The sequence below is a fragment of the Helicobacter suis genome (assembly GCF_902196125.1).
In the GTDB taxonomy this organism is placed as follows: Bacteria; Campylobacterota; Campylobacteria; order Campylobacterales; family Helicobacteraceae; genus Helicobacter; species Helicobacter suis_B.
Genome location: NZ_CABIKG010000007.1, coordinates 81245 through 97501, shown reverse-complemented (window position 1 = coordinate 97501; position 16257 = coordinate 81245). Strand labels below are relative to the sequence as shown.

Genomic DNA, 16257 nt, shown 5'->3' with positions numbered 1-16257 from the left:
CTTTTAGTGATGTCAAAGTTGCCCATATGCTTTAATACATATTGTCTAACCTTGCGCTCCTCTGCTTGGTCTCTCCACTCCCCAGCGTGTTTGCCTTTATGATGGATAAACGAATTTTTTGTTAAACGGGGAATGTGATCAGATTCTAAATTTGAGAGATCAACTGGCTTAGATCTAATTAGATTTGCTAGCTCCTCTTGTGTCATGTCTTCGGGTTGTTTCAAGTGCTCCCCTTAAATACTTAATCTTGGGGAAGAGCACAGATTAATATTAGCGGTTTATATGAGTTTAGCTATTTTGAGCGTATAAACTAACTTAGTAAGATTAAAGAGAATGCTTTAGCAGATAACATAAGTTTTCTAAAAGTTCTAAAGTTCTTTGGGGTTGGATATTTAAACAGAGGCGCAAGAGGGGGTTTTAAGTAAGCCGCTAGCCACAAATACCCTTAAAAATAAAGCGCCGTTAGATTAAGCTCCTAATGCATAAAGTTAAAGATTTAGCCCTAACCCACTTTAGATAAGCCAATAATAAAGCCCACTAACACAGCTAGAGCCAAAAAGAGAAGGGAGGGGTTAAAGAGTAAAAGATCTGCACTAGACCCAAAAAATGCCCATATAACGCTGGTTAAGAGGTGTGTAGGGCTCTGCAAGTGAGATAACACCACCAGAAATTCCCTAAAATAGGGGGTTTAAGTAATGTAGGCTAGATCTCTAGCATGTAGCCGCTTAAATGGGTGTGATAAAGAGCGCCAAAACTCAGCTAAAATCAAAAAGCATGTACTTAAAATTTAATCTCATCTATCACCTTACATAAAAACAAATCCACTAAAACTATAAAAGCTATTTTCATAATTGCCAATAGAGTGGTGGCGCAAAATCGTGGCAAACTCGTGATAAATGCTTGCAATTTGATCTTTAGAGACAACAGATAAATCGCTGATTTTATATTTCTCCTTGCCAATTTGATAAGCCTGTATATCTGCTTCAAAAAGACCTTTAGTGGTGGAGACTGAAGAATAGGTTGACTGCCACACTTCAAAATAATCTTTAGCATTAGTGTTCTTGAGATCACCAAAACCGCGCTTTTTATCCTCCTCTTTAAGTGTAGCGTTAATGCGCTCTAGGTAGTCTAAATTATCTTGCATAAAAATCAAACGCATTTCATACTTACTTTCATTTTCAAAGGCTAGTAAACATAAGTAGGGGGTGTTGTTAACAGCATAGTAGCTAAAGAGTTGCCCGCCGTTTTTAAGCATGTTATTCCACTCTTTTTTAGACTCGCTCCCATAGGTTTTATTCTCAATTAAAACTAAGTTTTTAAAGTTCTGACAAGTAACTGAGAGTGGGGGCTACACTGCAAAGCATACTAAGGAATACTTCGGCCTAAAAACTCTAAGAAAACTTTCTATGTGATTTTATAGAGTTTGTAAAAGTATTTGATGCAGTTCCTAGAGAGGATTTTAGGCTCTAAAATTGTTTTGAAAATTTTTCACGGCTTTTTTAATCTTAGCCCGTATGCTTAAAGACAAACAGTAAGAGATTGCTAAAAGGGGAGGCTGTGCAGAGCAAACTAAATTTAAGGGAAGCAGCGCAGATAAAACAGCGCTAGAGTAAATTACACTTAAAGGAAACACCGCTAAGGGAGGACAGCGCAGCAAACTACGCTTAAAAGAATACAGTGGCCTTTGCTATTTTTGTGTGGTGTGGCTGGTGGAAAAGAAACACAACAAAATAGAATGCTATAAGAATAAAATTAGTGTAGTTATAAAGATTCTTATAAAAGTGGCAAGGTTCTTAACACTTTTATAAAGAAGAGTGTTTAGATCAATAACACACCATTTGGTGAGCGTCATTTAAGTATCCCCTTAGTATCATACAACTATGTAGTCTAAATCGGGGGTAGTGTTTTTTGAAAAAGATTGTAATCAATGTAACTGTCCTTTTAGAAGATCTGACGGGTCTTGGATACTATACTCTGAATTTAGTTCAAGCCCTAGAGAAGCATTTTAAAAATCGAGATGATGTAATAATCAAGCTTGTTGCCCAAGACAAACTCTATAATCTTGCATTCTTTGGTAGTTTTGCGTTTTTTAGTGGCCCCGTGTTTTTTGATAGTCTAGCAGCATTTGAGCGACAACATCCCCTGCAAGACACCAATCGCGTTTCTGAAAAATTGATTCAACATGCCAAGCCACACATTTTAAGGCGCATTCTGGGCAGAATTTATCGCTCTGTTAAAAAATTCCTTAAGGAATCATTACCACAGGGATTTTATTTTTTGAAGTATCGTTATGGTATAGGGTTTTTGTTTGTGAAGCGTTGTAATGCCCTTTGTAATGAGACTTTTGATCTCTACATTGAGCCGGGGTTTATGACTGTCCCTCTTAGGGCTAAGAAAATCTTAGGAGCTATCCACGATTTGCCCTTATGCGATTCACAAAGCTGGTTAATGTCTAAAGATGATAAAGCCCGTTGGGAATACTATGTTCAGCCCAGAATGTCTACTTATGACTCAGTGGTTTGTTTTAGCGAGCATGTCAGAGCAGACATTCTTAAAACATTTGGATTTCCCGACTCTAAGGTACATGTCATCTACCATGGGCTTAGAGATTATAAAGATACCACTCCTGCAAACCTACCACCTCATTTAGGAGAGTTTATTTTAGCAGTTGGCGCTGGATCAGTGCGCAAGAATGTGAAAAGACTAGTAGAAGCGTTCCAACTATTACCACAAGAAATGCAACGGTGCTATAAAGTAGTGTTCACAGGACCGGGCATAAAAGCAGGATCATGTGTGGGGATAGAGCATTGTGGGATAAAGCCACATAGTTTTATTATTAGTCTAGGTTATGTTTCTGATTCTTTGTTGCACACTCTTTATGCCCATGCCCGTGTTTTATGGTGGGGAAGTCTGGCTGAAGGTTTTGGTTGGCCTATGATAGAAGCCATGCAGGCTGGGTGCGTGGTGCTGGCTAGCAATGTCTCTTGCATGCCAGAAATTCTAGGGGATGCAGGGGTTTACTGCGATCCTTATAATATCCAAGATATTGCAAAGCAATTGGAAAAAGCCCTCACAGATAAAGAACTAAGAGAGCAATGCATCAAAAATGGCTTAGAGCGTGTTAAGAAATTTGATTCTCACAAGAGCATGCAAAGGCATATGGAGATTATTGATGAGATGTTAGGGTTGTATAATTAAGCATGTTTTCTATTTGGCTGGCTGGAGTTTAGGTATGCCTTTGAGTGTGCAAGATTTATCGCTAAAAAGCAACCGCGTGGTGTTTTCAGTCTAAATTAAATTTATAAGGGAGTGTAATTTGGAAGTCTTTCTTAGAATACTTTTTAAATTGTGGTATTATCTGTGTCAGTTACTAGAAAAAGTGTTTTTCCTCCTGAGTTTTGCTATGGTGTGGGTTTTGCACAAAATCAAAAAGCCAAAGCTCCGCCCAAAAACCTTGCTATTGATCAAGCTTGATGCAATAGGCGATTATGTGTTATTCAGAAATTTTTTGCAACCTCTAAGAGAGGCTTATGCTGGTTATGAGATCACTTTTTTGTGTAATGCAGATTTCTTAGAAATTGTCCATGCTTATGATAGATCTTGTGTGGATCACATTATACCCGTGGATATGCGTAAATGGTATTGGATGTATGCCTTATTTTATCGCCCCAAGATGCTGTATTTATTAAACTAGCAAGGCTATGAAATTGTGATTGTCCCTACATACCACCGCTTTCCCCACAGAGATGACTACTTGGTTAGGCTTATCCATGCCCAACATAAAATTGGCTCTAAGGGACTTGAGCTAACCAGACAATGGCATAAAGCTACAGAGAATCTAAGGCCGTGCGACATGGCCTATACCACTTTATTAGACACCACTCCGGAGGAGCTGTTTGAATTTGAGCGCAATAAAGAGTTTTTTAGCCAATTATTGCAACGACCCCTTACAGAAATCCAACTCCATCTCACTACATTGCCAGCTAACACCCCTCTTTCTTTGCCAATGAGCTATGGTGTCTTCTTTTTAGGTGCATCCGATCCAAGGAGAAAGTGGGCTCTTGCTTCTTGGATTGCCCTAGCCAAAAAAATCTCTCCTGCATTTTCAATTGTGCTATGTGGGTCCAAAAAGGAAGTTTTAGATGCCCTGCAGATTATAGACAGTGTTCCTGAGGCAATTAATTTAGCGGGCAAGACCACTTGGATTGAACTCTTACAAGTGCTCTCTAAAGCATCCTTTATTGTCTCCAATGAAACGGCGATCCCTCATTTTAGTGTGGCTTTGGGTCTAGGACCTGTTTTTGTCATCAGTAATGCCAACACTCTTAAGCGCTTTGTGCCCTATCCTGAGCACATGAACGCTAATTACCATGTTATCTACCATCCCAAAATTGAAATACTTTTGCAAACCCCTCATGGTTTTGGGCGTTGCATAGAAATTTATGGCTATTGTGGAATGCTAGATTTACGGATTCCTCATCCGCAATTTCCCCAAAGGGTGGCTGATAAAATGGCCATAGTCAACCCTGACTTCATCAAGAACACTTGAATCAGACTCTACGCCAGTTACTAGAATCTTTTGTTGGAATGATTAAATCTCAAAAATTAAACTTTAGCTAGACTTAATTGATTTATTCAAGGGTTGAGGTTTGAGTTCATTTTTAAAAATACTTAAAGGTTTTTGCTAGATTGGTTGGTCTAAAAGTCTGGTTCTATGAAGTAACTTAAGAAATGCATTATTGTGCTGGGTCTAAATGGCGTTAAATTTTTTGAATGTTTATTAGAGAATCCACCCCCTAAAACAACTCGCTATGTGTACACAGTCTTACTAAAATAAGCGTATCATTTTGTATTTGATAGAGTAGTAGCAGATCTGGTTTGATATGGCATTCTTTACAGTCTTTCCATTGTTTTAGAACATGGTTTTTATGTCTTACTTCTAATGGAGTTTGTTTTTGTAGTTTAGAAATCATAGTGCCGAGTTTATCTTCTGTGATTTTCTTATTTTTAAGACATCTTATACGATCTTTTTTAAAAGACCTTTTAACAACGAGCTTGAGCACCAAAAACCGATCTTCTGGCATTGTTGTATTACCTTTTTTGCACTATCCTAACATGCTTTAACAAAATCACCAAATGCAAAATCACCACCCTAAAAGGGGTATTCATAAACTCTTAGCTTTTAACAAATTAGCAGAGAAGTACAAAAACAAAGATAATCATTAAATCACTTAAAATGGGATGTAAGTTGGAAAGCTGGGGGTAGGAATATTTAGAGGCGGTGTTAAAATACTTGAGATGTTAAAAAAGGTGGCTAAGTAGAAAGACTTTAAGAATAGACAGCACAGCAAATAAAATCAATTCAATGTATCCTAATTGGCTAGGAAATATAACAAAGAATAGGGAAGTTTTAAGAGAGGATAGTCGCATAATTTTGCATAATTTTTAAGTATAATGACCCGTTTTTAGCAAGGCAGGAAAAAAAAGATGAGTATAGAGTGGGATTTAAATCAAAGGCAAGAGTTTCAGAGGTTATTAAGGGAGTTTGTGAAATTGGTAGATGAAAAGGTGAATATTGGGAAACAAACCGGGAAACCCCCAGAGTGTGCAAAGTATAAAGATATTCGCGATAGATTTAATATCTTTTTGCAGAAATGGGGCTACGAATGCGCGCCTAATCTTGGGCAAGGAATTTTACCCAAAAAGCCCGGGATTGCTTTTTTGCGTCAAGATGTTTTAGGAGAGGGCTTTGTTAATTCCAAAGCAACTCCTCAAGAGGGTTTTTATATCTGGTTTGGGTATGCATGGGAGGAGCCTTTATTTTATCTCTACATAGGTAGATCTACTAAAAATCTAGCAAAGTGCAAAAAATGCGCACTATATCCAAAAGTTTTTGGGGCAAATCGGGAGGAATATTCATATATAAAATTAGAAGCTGAATTAGAAAATATCACTAATGATTTTTTAAAATTAATGGATCAGTTTAATAAATTTCCCCCAGAAGATTTTAAGCCAATAACTACCACTCCTAAGAAATCCCCATGAGTTCTTTTAAAATTCCTCTTAATCAAATTTTTTATGGACCCCCGGGTACGGGCAAGACCTATGAGACCATTAACAAGGCGTTAGAAATTATACTAGATAAGCAAAGGCAAGAGTTAGAGCTAGAAATTAAAAACACATTGGAGGCATTAAAACCTGAAATTTTTAAAACTATCCAAACAGAGTTTACAAGAGAAGCTGATGATAAGATTAGAGCAGAAAAGATAAATAGGGCGTGTGCTAAAGCCTTGTTTGATTATTACAAAGAACAAGGACAAATTGGCTTTGTTACCTTCCACCAGAGCTATAGCTATGAGGAGTTTGTAGAAGGGATCAAACCTAAAGTAGATGATAATAAGCAAGTGTACTATGAAAATAAAGACGGGATTTTTAAGCAAATTTGCAAAAAGGCGTTAGGGGAAGAGAAAGAAAGAGAGGGGGATAGAAAAGAGGATAAGACTCCACAAAAGACAAGCTCAAAAAATCAAAAGACAAGCCAAGATGAAAAATATCTAGAAAATCTGTTAGAGGCATTTGCACAATACATTGAAAAACAGCCGAGCGGGGCAAAAACTCTAGAGCTGAGACATGAAAAATTAAACACAGAAATGAAAATTACAGGCGTACTTCGTTCGCCGAATGGCAATTTTAAATCTATTCATATTGCACAAGACAGATCAGATTCAGGTCAAAACCTGACAAAAGATGTTTTTGTGCGAGACTATCTGGACTATCTGGATTTTAAGAATAAAAAAATCAGTAGCTATAAAGACATTGCACCTACGCGTCCCTCGCAAAAAAAAACCCATGGAAATGCGCGCTATTACTTTGCTGTATACATAAAACTTAAGGAGTTTGAAGAAAACCAATACAAGCCTACCTCACCAAGTCCCAAAGTGGAAGAAAGTGAAAACAACTCTAATACCCAACTAAATCCCAAACCCCCCGCCAAAAAGCCCCATATCCTCATCATTGATGAAATCAATCGGGGGAATATCGCTAAGATTTTTGGCGAACTCATCACCTTAATAGAGCCTAGCAAGCGCATAGGCAATGAAGAGAGCTTAAAGGTTACTTTGCCCTACAGTCAAAAGTCTTTTGGTGTGCCTAATAATCTTTATATTATTGGAACAATGAACACCGCTGATCGGAGTATTGCCCTACTAGATAGCGCTTTGCGCCGTAGATTTAGTTTTGTAAAAATGATGCCTAAACCAACCCTTCTTAGCACAAATTGCAGTGGGGTGGATTTACAAAAGCTTTTAAAAGCAATCAATGAGCGCATAGAGTTTTTACTTGACCGGGATCACAGCATCGGGCATGCCTACTTTTTAGGTTTAGAAACTTTGCAGGATTTGCAAGATTGCTTTAAAAATAAAATTATCCCGCTTTTGCAAGAATATTTTTATGATGATCACGCCAAGATTGAGACGGTGCTTAATAAAAATGGCATGCTAGAATCTAAGAGTCTTGAGGGCGCATTACAACATCTCCTAAATAACTTTGTTGATTCTGATAAAAAAATCTACACCCTTACAGAAGCTAGTGAGTGGAAAGCTAAGGATTTTATAAAAATTTATAATAGTAAAAAAGAAGAGGCACAAGAGCCATCTGCAAATCAGGCTGATCAATAGCTATGAAAACCATACCCACGCTTTATGTAAGTGAATACCAAAGTTTTAGCAAGAAAGACATCATAGAATGTTTAGCCACAGAGCAAGATAGAGCAGATAAAATATGGGAGGCTTTAAAACACTTTGCAAGTCAAGAGTCTAACCAAACTTTTTTGTGTTTTAAAAATCCAAACACTCTTACCACTCAAAAATATGTGGGTGTGATCCAACTTAGAGGCTTTTGTATCGAGATTTTACCCAAAATATACGAAACTAATCTATCAGGGCATAGTAAAGATTGCCCCCAAAAACTATACCCGCTAAATCGCCTTGAATTTATCAAAAAAGTCCACCAATTTATAAATCAAGAGAAATTTGAATTTATCCGCCCCGCCTGCCCTCTTTGTTATGCAAGGCAATTTTTGCTTAATTGTCTACACACTCTTAAAAATACTCCCTTTAAAAAAAGCTCTCTAGCCCATTTGACTAACGCGTCCCTGCCACTTTTAGAAATTTTTGCGCGCATGTTTTTAGAGGAGTGCGAGCAACTCATTAAGCGGGGGCTAAAACGAGATTATTTAGCAATCTCTGAAAACCGCCTCTTTTTTAAAGGCAAACTAGAATTTGCCAGCCATCTTAAAACTAATTTAATCCACAAAGAGCGCTTTTACACCACTAGCGACACATATAGTTTAGATGTGCCCCCTAATCGTCTCATCAAATCCACACTTAAAATCCTCAAATCCTTAGTATTAAGCCCTAAAAGCCAAGAAAAATTAAATTCTATATGGTTTGTTTTAGATGGGGTATGCACAAGCCAAAATATAGAGAGTGATTTTACAAAAAGTAAGCACGCCACGCGTTTTAAAGAATATGAAAATCTTTTAGCATGGTGTAATCTTTTCTTGCGCCAAAAATCTTTAACCCCCTATAGTGGGACTGATTGTGCCTACGCTTTTTTATTCCCAATGGAAAAGCTCTTTGAATCCTTTGTAGGATTTTGGTTACAAAAAAGTTTAGAGGATTATACAGTGAGTTTACAAGAACAAAAATACTATTTTATAAAAGACCACTGTTTGCGCCCTGATATTATCTTAAGAGGCAAAAATGAGCAGATTATCTTAGATACCAAATGGAAAAAAGTTCAAGGATTAGAGAATGTCTCTCAAGATGATCTGTATCAAATATGGGCTTATGCAAGTACATATGCTACCCTAGAGCAAACGCACATAAGCACTTGGTTAGTCTATCCATTACAAGATGATATGCAACCTAGCACAGAAACTTTCCATGCGTATCCATCTACAAATAAACCCGTTGAGCTTAAGATCGCATACTTTCCCCTAGATAACCGCGATCATTTAAAATAACAAGAGAAACTCAAAGTCCAAAATTTACCTAAGCTATTTAGTGGGAGTTAAACAGAAAACCCCACCTTTTAAGCGCACAGATCACTTATTTTTTACAAGATTAGCAATTACTCCGTATTTACAAAGAGAATTTTGTATAAAATAAAGTCTAATTTAGATTTAAATGCGAGTTAAAAGAACACAATGAGAAAATGGATACTTTTAAGTTTATGTTTTTTAAGCACGCTGCAGGCCACACATTATTTTTTTAGAGATTTTCATGCAGAAAATTTGGAGTATGCGATCCATCTTAAAAGAAAAATGAAAAAAGAAATCCAAGCTTGCGCACAACTTAATACTCTGCCACACTATACGCCAACTGGCGAAAGAAAAGCCGACTCTTGTAGCGCTGCATTTAAAAGATCGGCTACTATATCTTACGATCTAGCCTTAGGTTTTCTAACAAGCCAGAAATTAGAATACGCACAAAAAGCTAAAGAGATTTTAGAGAAGTGGGCACAAACACTTCAGGCGGTTGACTCAAAGGAAGCGCAAAATCTAATTAATTTTTACATGCCCTATATGAACATAGCCTATTCTTTAATCCGCTCCAAATTTGCTAGCCCCTCATTTGAACGATTTTCTAGTAATATGTTCACTTACGCGCGCCTTAACAAAGATAATAATATCGGAGCTTGGGCTATACTTTTGGGAGTGAGTACAGCGCTTGTAACCCATAATCACGATCTACTCTTAAGAATGGCTGATAAATGGCAAAAGTGGATTTTAAACGCCATTGATAGAAAGGGTGTTATGGCAAAAGAGATTGTGCGTACTAACACGGCTAATTATAACAGCGGGCCTAATAAGGGCATTAAAGGAATTGCCTATACACATTTTGCGCTTGAACCAATCAGTGTAGCCGGACAATTGCTTTGTGAGAATGGTTTTGATCTATGGCACACCCGTGCGGCTCAAAGACTCTTTATTGCCTACAATACAACTGCAGGGTGGGTGCTCGATCCTAGGACTTTTCCTTATTACCAACCAAACTTAATTGGCATCAACCATGACGCCTATTTTTTGCTGTTAAACCAATACTTTACAAGTTTAGCAGGACAACAAGCAATCAAACAGGATAATTTTAAAGGCGATAAGTTTAGGTTAGAATTTAACGATGATTTAAAGATCAGGGAATAGGCATTTTGTATTACTCTTAAATGAGATTACCCTACGGGGAAACTTAAAAATATTTTCCGCTCGCGTACTATCGTTGGTAAAGTAATAACTCTAGGTTTTATGTGGAACATGTAATTTTTTTAATATATTTTTAAAATCATCAATACAGCGCTTATTACCCTTGAGTTCTAAAAATTCCACACCCCAATCTTTAAGTTGTAAAGTTTAAAATCCACTTCTCTATCACAAGATTTTTATCTTTACAGAAAGTCTTAGCGCTATAAACTTCTCAGAAACACCACATTTTTGACACAATGTTAGAAGCAAAGGCTTTTTCACCTTCTTGCCCACACTGCTCCACGCCCCACCCCGCAAGGCAATTTTCTTAGTGGCTTAGGTTGTGCCATTAAGAAACTCTAGCATTTGCCTTTTTTCTTCTTTTGTGTGGCTTCTTTTGGTAATATCAGAGTTACCCATATGTTTCAGTACATGTTGCCTGACCTTACGCTCTTCTGCTTGGTCTCTCCACTCTCCAGCGTGTTTGTCTTTAAAATGGATAAAAGAAGCCTTTGTTAAACGAGGTATGTATTTATATTCAGGCTCAAAGGGACATCTATATCTTTAGGGTTGTTGACCTCATACCAAGCCTTTATATTCTTTAGTCATGCCTACCTTCTTTAATACTTAATATTATGAGAATACACATCTCCTCATAATAGCCTTTTAGTTCTGTTACACTTAGTCCTGTTAACACTGCATCACAAGCGCCTCTAATCTGTTCTTTGAATAAGCCATTGGTTGATTTTTTTTGATCAAGTGCCTCAACCCCGCGCGTTTCATACAATATATGGAGTACAAGCGCAGGCGCTATCTGCGTGCGGCACCGGTTAATAAAACTTACAAGGCGATATTTTTCCTCAAATGTGTGGTAAGCTTAACACAAGCCCCTACCTTTTTGATCTAGACTGCTCTAGGGGTATAAGGGTTATAGGCCGCATGGGTGATACGCGGATACTCCTTATAGAGCTCCTCACCTAATCCGTAGTAGTCGGGCATATCCTCGATGTAGCTTACTACTTTCTGCATGGTAGAAGGATACACAATGGGAGTAAAACGCCCTTCTTTAAAGAGAGGGCTTTTTAACTAAAGCGCCCCAACACGCTAGTATAAAAGGCTCTGTGTTTACCGCTAGCGCTATAAACTTAGCTTTAGCTGAGCGGATTAAGACGCGTACTAAGGGTTTGTTATAACTGCCAGAATAGGGGTACTCTTGGAGGAAAAGCCTAGATCGCTTCAGCTACCAGGCCTTGAGATCTTATTAATCCTACAAACTAAAAGCGCGGGGAGTATATCAAGCTAACAAGGCCATTTCCTGACAGCGCGAGGCAGTCTAACCCAACTAAAATTACAAAGTGCTTAGGACTCTATCCTAATGGACAGGGTTTTTTTACACAACCAGATAAGGTCTTTTGACTTAATTTTTAAATAACGCATTCCCAATACGCACCATATTAGACCCGCAAGCAATGGCAATTTCAAAATCCGCACTCATACCCATAGATAAAATCTGAGCATGGGGTAATTGATCAAATAATTCTTTGGCCTTTTTAAAAACGCTTTCTGTTTGTACTCTAGTTGCATTAAGAGGACCAATAACCATAAGACCTTTTAAATGAATCTGTGGACAAGTTTGGCTAATGCTTAAATAGGTTTGTAGGGCTAAATCAGGGCTAATACCATTCTTACTAGACTCTTGTGCAATATTGATCTGTAAAAGGGCATTGAGGGGTTCTTTAGCACGAGTTTGAATCGCTTTAGCTAATTCTAAAGAGTGTAAACTATGTAAAAGAGCGGGTTTTAAAGCTAAAAGTTTGTTAATTTTATTGTGCTGTAAAACCCCCAATATGTGCCACTCTAAAGCTAAGTCTTGTAGGGCATTAGATTTAATTTGATAATCTTGGATTTTATTTTCCCCAAAAGCACATTGGCCACAGGCATGAAGGGCTTTGATTTGCTCTATAGTGGCGTATTTAGAAACGGCGATGAGTTGTACGGTGTGATTAGGGGGGCTAACTTTCTCAATCCGCATAAGAAGTTGATCTAATCTTTTTTTTAAATCCATATTAACCCTTAGGGGAGGTATAAATGTGGTAGTGTTTGTAAAGTGCATCGCTTAAAGGGGGAATGAGATTTTGCTTAGCTAGCTTTTCTAGCACCTTTAAAGAACAATTAGTTTCACTAGGCCATGTGCGTTTGTGTTCTTGCGTACTTTTATCTGTAGCGTCTATGCAAATTAAAGAGGGGCTTAGCCAAATATCTCGCTGGGCGTCTATATTATTAACCACACGCCAAAGCAACATGTAGGGGTTATTTAAATCGTTTTTATCTACATCTACTAGAATAATCGCGCTAAGGTGGGGGTAAAGGGGCTCTAAATTTTTAAGCTCAGAACCTAAAGGATTTGTTTTAGCCACTCCAATTAGTGCGATTGGGTTTTTGGTATGTATACCATACTGTTTTAAAGTTTGGATAGAGGGCATAAGGATTTGTAAGCGCTTTAAAAGAAGATTATCATTTAAGGGGGTTTTAGGATGGGGGGTGGTCTCTAGGGCTTCTATGCCTAATTTACCCCCAAAGGCATAATCAGGGCTAGCATGATCGAGGGCATCACAGATACCTTGCGTGATGATTGTTTTAGCTAAATTAAGGTGGTTTAAAATGTACTCAAAAATAGCCGGGTAATTGGTTAATGCGGGCGCATTTGCACCGACAAAAATGGCGTGTTTAACAAAACTCATCTGACCTGTACCCCAAAAGTGGTGCATGATCTGGCTAGCATGTCTAGGATAGCTAGGCTTTATTTTTACCAAGATAAAGTTATGGAATACGCCATTTTCTGGCATGTGATAATCTAGTAAACCATGCGCGCTTTTTTGTAAAATGGGTAAGAAGAGTCGTTCGGTAAAAAAGCCCATGTATTTATCCTCAACCGGAGGCTTACCCACCACGCTAGCTAAATAAATAGGGTTTTGCTTTAAAGCTAAGGCGCTTACTTCTAGCACGGGATAGGGTTCTTTGGGGGTGTAAAACCCGGTGTGATCGCCAAAGGGGCCTTCTAAACGCAACTCATTAGTATCCACCCACCCCTCAAGGATAATATCTGCATCTATGGGTACACAAAGTGGATTAGTTTTACAAGGCATGAGTAAAGCGCGCTTATTTCTTAATAACCCGTAAAGAGCTAGCTCAAATACCCCATAAGGTAAGGGCGCTTGCCCACACCAAGTATAAAGTACATCGCCTCCAATAGCCACACTCACAGGCATTTTTACCCCCGCTTCTCTATAGGCATGGAAAAAGTGGTTAGCATCTTTATGGATTTGCCAGTGTAAACCTAAATGATTTTGATCATGAACTTGTAAACGATAAAGCCCTAAATTGTGGTGTTTGCCATCTAAACTTTTCGTATAAACCTGCCCCATAGTGATAAAGGGGGCTACATCTCCCTCCCAAGTGGTTAGAATGGGTAATTGATAGAGATTGATTTTTGTATCCAAAAAATAGCGGTGAGAAGATGGCTTTTTAGAGATTTTAGGTAAGGTGTGATACAACGCGCTTAAATGCTTAAGACAAAACCATAAATCTTGAAAATTCTTAGGTTTTTGTAGATTAAGTAGGGTTTGGAGTTGTTGTCTGCAAGCCTCAATGGGTCTATTTAAAATCATCTCTAAACGCTCTTTTGAGCCAAAAACATTCATTAAAACAGGAATATCTAAAACTAGGCCATCTCTTGTAGGTTTATTAAAAAGTAAAGCTTGTCCGCCTTTTGGTTTTTTAGCCTCAATATAGGCAATATGGGGGATTTCTAATCTAGTATCTAGGGGTGTATCAATAACGCGCAAAGCTTCAATGGCTTGTAATTTAGTAATGAGTTTATGCAATTAAATAGAAACCAAGCACACGCTTAAGCAATAGGGGATTTCTTGCAAGGCGTGTAAAATTTTAGGGCTAATAGAGGCATCTACTAAAATCACAGCTAAAGCCTCTTGTTTGCTATTACGGCCTAAGCGAAAGTCAGCAATGTTAATATCATACTTGGCTAGGGTTTGGCCTACATTGCCAATCACTCCGGGTTTGTCTGTATTTTTAAATAAGATCATCGTCCCCTGCGGTTTAACATCCATTTCAAAGCCATTAATATTAGTAATTTTTAATAAATTATCTGCAAAGACCGTCCCGCTTACTTGGGTAGTTTGGCTAGGGCTACTCATGCATAGCGTGATTAAATTAGTATAAGGCGTGGCATCTTCTAAAGTTTTGATACTAAGGGTGATATTGCGCTCTTTAGCAATGAAGGGGGCATTAACATAATTAATTTTCTCGCCTAAAGTGGGTTTAAGTAAACCCATAAGCGCAAAGGTGAGTAGCGAATTAGAATATTCTTTAATAGGGCCAGCTAAAACTAACTCTAATCCATTGCAAGCATCTTTATTAATTTGTGAACAAAGAAAGCCTAGTTTTTGGGTGAGGGATAAATAAGGTTTAGCATAGGGGGCGATGTTTTCTTGAATAGGGATATTTAGCGCATTAGGATAGCTACTACCCCTTAGCGCCTCTAAAGCAGCTTGGATAGCCTGCAAAGCGATTTGTTCTTGAGATTCTAGCGTGTTAGCGCCGATATGGGGGGTTACATAGACATTTTCTAGGTCTAAAAGCGGGTTATTAATCCCGGGTTCTTTGCTAAAAACATCAAGCCCTAACCAGCGTATTTTTTGAGATTTAAGGGCATTATAAAGCGCCTTTTCATTATAAAGCCCCCCTCTAGCACAATTAATTAAAATCACCCCCTCTTTCATCTGGGCAATTTGCTCTGTATCAATCATATTAATGGTTTCTTGGTTTTTAGGGGTGTGGATTGTGATAATATCACAGGCTAAAATATCGCTAAAATTTTTAGTATAAATCACGCCTAAATCGGTGGCTTTGGATTTGGCAATATAAGGATCGTAGGTATAAACTTCCATGCCAAAGGCTAGCGCGCGTACCCCTACGCGTGAACCGATATTACCAAAACCAATAATGCCTAATTTCTTACCAAAAAGCTCCGTGCCATACCAATCTTCGCGTTTCCAAAGCCGTTTAAGTTTAAGTTGGGCATTAGCCCCGGGGAAACAACGCACCGCATTTAATAAATGTGCCATAGTGAGTTCTACGGCTGCAATGGTATTAGCTGTGGGTACATTCATCACCACAATCCCTCTTTGTGAGCAATATTGAATATCTACATTATCCACCCCCACGCCAGCTCTTATTACTGCTTTAAGTACATGCGCTTCTTTTAGCATAGAGGCATTAATAGCAGTCATGCTACGGGTGATGAGTACTTGGGCATCTTTAATCGCTAGAGGTAGTTTATCTTTAGGGAGAGTAGAATAATCTACAAAGCTAAAATCTTGCTGGTTTTTTAAAAGGTCTAAACCCTTTTGGTGGATCGGATCACAAATAGCAATGTGCACGGTTATCCTTTAATCAAATTCATAGGGAATTTGGTAGTATTTAAGATCGTCTAAAAACTGCTGGGCTGTGCTGGGTAGATAGATAATTAAAGTTGTCTTTTTACCCTTTTGATCCATTGCAAAGTCAATATGTTTAGCTTTAAGAATTTCATGCAAACAAAAAAGTTTATAGGCATCTAAATTTTTCACTAGTAATTTGCGTCTAGGGACACTATCTAAAAATTCAATGGCTAGTTTGCGCTCTATTACAGGGTAGCTAAAATCCCCTTTTTCTTCAGAAAATTGTGCATGGTTTTCGTGTAAAGATTTGACAAAAGAACTTTTACTTTCTGCATTTGTAGAATCTGCATTTGTCAAATCAAGTTGCTGGTTTAAATCAGATTGTTGGTTTTTAATATCTAGGAGTGTAGAAGATCCATTGATACCAAAAGGAGATACCGATGCGGGCTTTTCCTCTTTATAGATATAAGTTCTATAGCCAAGATAGGCCACTATAGCTAAGGCAATGCACGCCACACACCCAATCATCAATGAGCGAATGATTGCGTACATAGCTTA

At 38.0% G+C, this 16257-nt stretch carries 14 protein-coding genes and 2 pseudogenes; 7 read left to right on the top strand and 9 right to left on the bottom strand.

The features are described 5' to 3' along the window. Together G6Q00_RS03955 and G6Q00_RS03950 are read right to left on the bottom strand one after the other, a co-directional pair. Nucleotides 1-224: hypothetical protein (locus tag G6Q00_RS03955; RefSeq protein WP_163532030.1), on the bottom strand; the 224-nt coding region annotated here is incomplete at its 3' end. Between the two features lie 581 nt (nucleotides 225-805). Beyond that, nucleotides 806-1255 (bottom strand): hypothetical protein, encoded by a 450-nt coding sequence (locus G6Q00_RS03950; protein WP_163532095.1) that lies wholly within the window; start codon nucleotides 1253-1255, stop codon nucleotides 806-808. A gap of 653 nt (nucleotides 1256-1908) precedes the next feature. Between G6Q00_RS03950 and G6Q00_RS08560 the strand changes: the two genes are divergently transcribed. The 3 genes from G6Q00_RS08560 to G6Q00_RS03935 all read left to right on the top strand — a co-directional run bounded on the left by G6Q00_RS08560 (nucleotide 1909) and on the right by G6Q00_RS03935 (nucleotide 4549). Next, nucleotides 1909-3198 carry a glycosyltransferase family 4 protein gene (locus tag G6Q00_RS08560; protein ID WP_240330973.1) on the top strand — a complete coding sequence of 430 codons (1290 nt, stop codon included), beginning with the start codon at nucleotides 1909-1911 and terminating at the stop codon, nucleotides 3196-3198. A 118-nt stretch (nucleotides 3199-3316) separates the two neighbouring features. Beyond that, a complete protein-coding gene (locus G6Q00_RS03940) occupies nucleotides 3317-3694 on the top strand; it encodes a glycosyltransferase family 9 protein (RefSeq protein WP_163532094.1) in 378 nt (125 codons plus the stop codon). 15 nt (nucleotides 3695-3709) lie between these two features. Beyond that, on the top strand, nucleotides 3710-4549 hold the full coding sequence (locus G6Q00_RS03935) for a glycosyltransferase family 9 protein (RefSeq protein ID WP_163532093.1): 840 nt from the start codon (nucleotides 3710-3712) through the stop codon (nucleotides 4547-4549). A gap of 247 nt (nucleotides 4550-4796) precedes the next feature. Here G6Q00_RS03935 and G6Q00_RS03930 read toward each other — a convergent pair whose 3' ends face one another. Next, nucleotides 4797-5084 (bottom strand): type II toxin-antitoxin system YafQ family toxin, encoded by a 288-nt coding sequence (locus G6Q00_RS03930; protein ID WP_275896765.1) that lies wholly within the window; start codon nucleotides 5082-5084, stop codon nucleotides 4797-4799. 463 nt (nucleotides 5085-5547) lie between these two features. Between G6Q00_RS03930 and G6Q00_RS03925 the strand changes: the two genes are divergently transcribed. The 4 genes and pseudogenes from G6Q00_RS03925 to G6Q00_RS03910 all read left to right on the top strand — a co-directional run bounded on the left by G6Q00_RS03925 (nucleotide 5548) and on the right by G6Q00_RS03910 (nucleotide 10204). Then, nucleotides 5548-6045: a hypothetical protein gene (locus tag G6Q00_RS03925; protein ID WP_346265330.1), complete on the top strand. Its 498-nt coding sequence runs from the start codon at nucleotides 5548-5550 to the stop codon at nucleotides 6043-6045. Nucleotides 6046-6056: 11 nt separating this feature from the next. After that, a pseudogene (locus tag G6Q00_RS03920) lies at nucleotides 6057-7676 on the top strand (McrB family protein); the annotation flags it as partial. 2 nt (nucleotides 7677-7678) lie between these two features. Continuing rightward, nucleotides 7679-9025, top strand: coding sequence for an McrC family protein (locus G6Q00_RS03915; RefSeq protein ID WP_163532090.1), 1347 nt, complete (start codon nucleotides 7679-7681; stop codon nucleotides 9023-9025). 183 nt (nucleotides 9026-9208) lie between these two features. Continuing rightward, nucleotides 9209-10204, top strand: coding sequence for an alginate lyase family protein (locus G6Q00_RS03910; RefSeq protein ID WP_163532089.1), 996 nt, complete (start codon nucleotides 9209-9211; stop codon nucleotides 10202-10204). A gap of 194 nt (nucleotides 10205-10398) precedes the next feature. On the opposite strand, the pseudogene G6Q00_RS03905 reads toward G6Q00_RS03910, so the two are convergent. The 6 genes and pseudogenes from G6Q00_RS03905 to G6Q00_RS03880 all read right to left on the bottom strand — a co-directional run. Continuing rightward, nucleotides 10399-10576, bottom strand: a pseudogene (locus G6Q00_RS03905) (CfrBI family restriction endonuclease); the annotation flags it as partial. A 567-nt stretch (nucleotides 10577-11143) separates the two neighbouring features. Next, a complete protein-coding gene (locus G6Q00_RS03900) occupies nucleotides 11144-11284 on the bottom strand; it encodes a hypothetical protein (RefSeq protein ID WP_163532088.1) in 141 nt (46 codons plus the stop codon). 373 nt (nucleotides 11285-11657) lie between these two features. Then, nucleotides 11658-12305, bottom strand: coding sequence for a YggS family pyridoxal phosphate-dependent enzyme (locus tag G6Q00_RS03895; RefSeq protein ID WP_240330972.1), 648 nt, complete (start codon nucleotides 12303-12305; stop codon nucleotides 11658-11660). A gap of 1 nt (nucleotide 12306) precedes the next feature. Beyond that, nucleotides 12307-14124, bottom strand: a complete 1818-nt coding sequence (locus G6Q00_RS03890) for a menaquinone biosynthesis decarboxylase (RefSeq protein ID WP_163532086.1) — start codon at nucleotides 14122-14124, stop codon at nucleotides 12307-12309. Continuing rightward, nucleotides 14125-15699, bottom strand: coding sequence for a phosphoglycerate dehydrogenase (gene serA, locus G6Q00_RS03885; RefSeq protein WP_163532085.1), 1575 nt, complete (start codon nucleotides 15697-15699; stop codon nucleotides 14125-14127). It abuts the gene before it with no gap. Between the two features lie 9 nt (nucleotides 15700-15708). Continuing rightward, nucleotides 15709-16251, bottom strand: a complete 543-nt coding sequence (locus tag G6Q00_RS03880; protein WP_163532084.1) for a hypothetical protein — start codon at nucleotides 16249-16251, stop codon at nucleotides 15709-15711. Nucleotides 16252-16257: the final 6 nt, after the last annotated feature.

What these genes read in the sequence shown, in the direction of transcription:
- G6Q00_RS03930 (WP_275896765.1), bottom strand. Translation starts at nt 5,084, where the DNA reads ATGCCAGAAGATCGGTTTTTGGTGCTCAAGCTCGTTGTTAAAAGGTCT.
- G6Q00_RS03880 (WP_163532084.1), bottom strand. Translation starts at nt 16,251, where the DNA reads ATGTACGCAATCATTCGCTCATTGATGATTGGGTGTGTGGCGTGCATT.
- G6Q00_RS03895 (WP_240330972.1), bottom strand. Translation starts at nt 12,305, where the DNA reads ATGGATTTAAAAAAAAGATTAGATCAACTTCTTATGCGGATTGAGAAA.
- G6Q00_RS03950 (WP_163532095.1), bottom strand. Translation starts at nt 1,255, where the DNA reads ATGCTTAAAAACGGCGGGCAACTCTTTAGCTACTATGCTGTTAACAAC.
- G6Q00_RS03910 (WP_163532089.1), top strand. Translation starts at nt 9,209, where the DNA reads ATGAGAAAATGGATACTTTTAAGTTTATGTTTTTTAAGCACGCTGCAG.
- G6Q00_RS03915 (WP_163532090.1), top strand. Translation starts at nt 7,679, where the DNA reads ATGAAAACCATACCCACGCTTTATGTAAGTGAATACCAAAGTTTTAGC.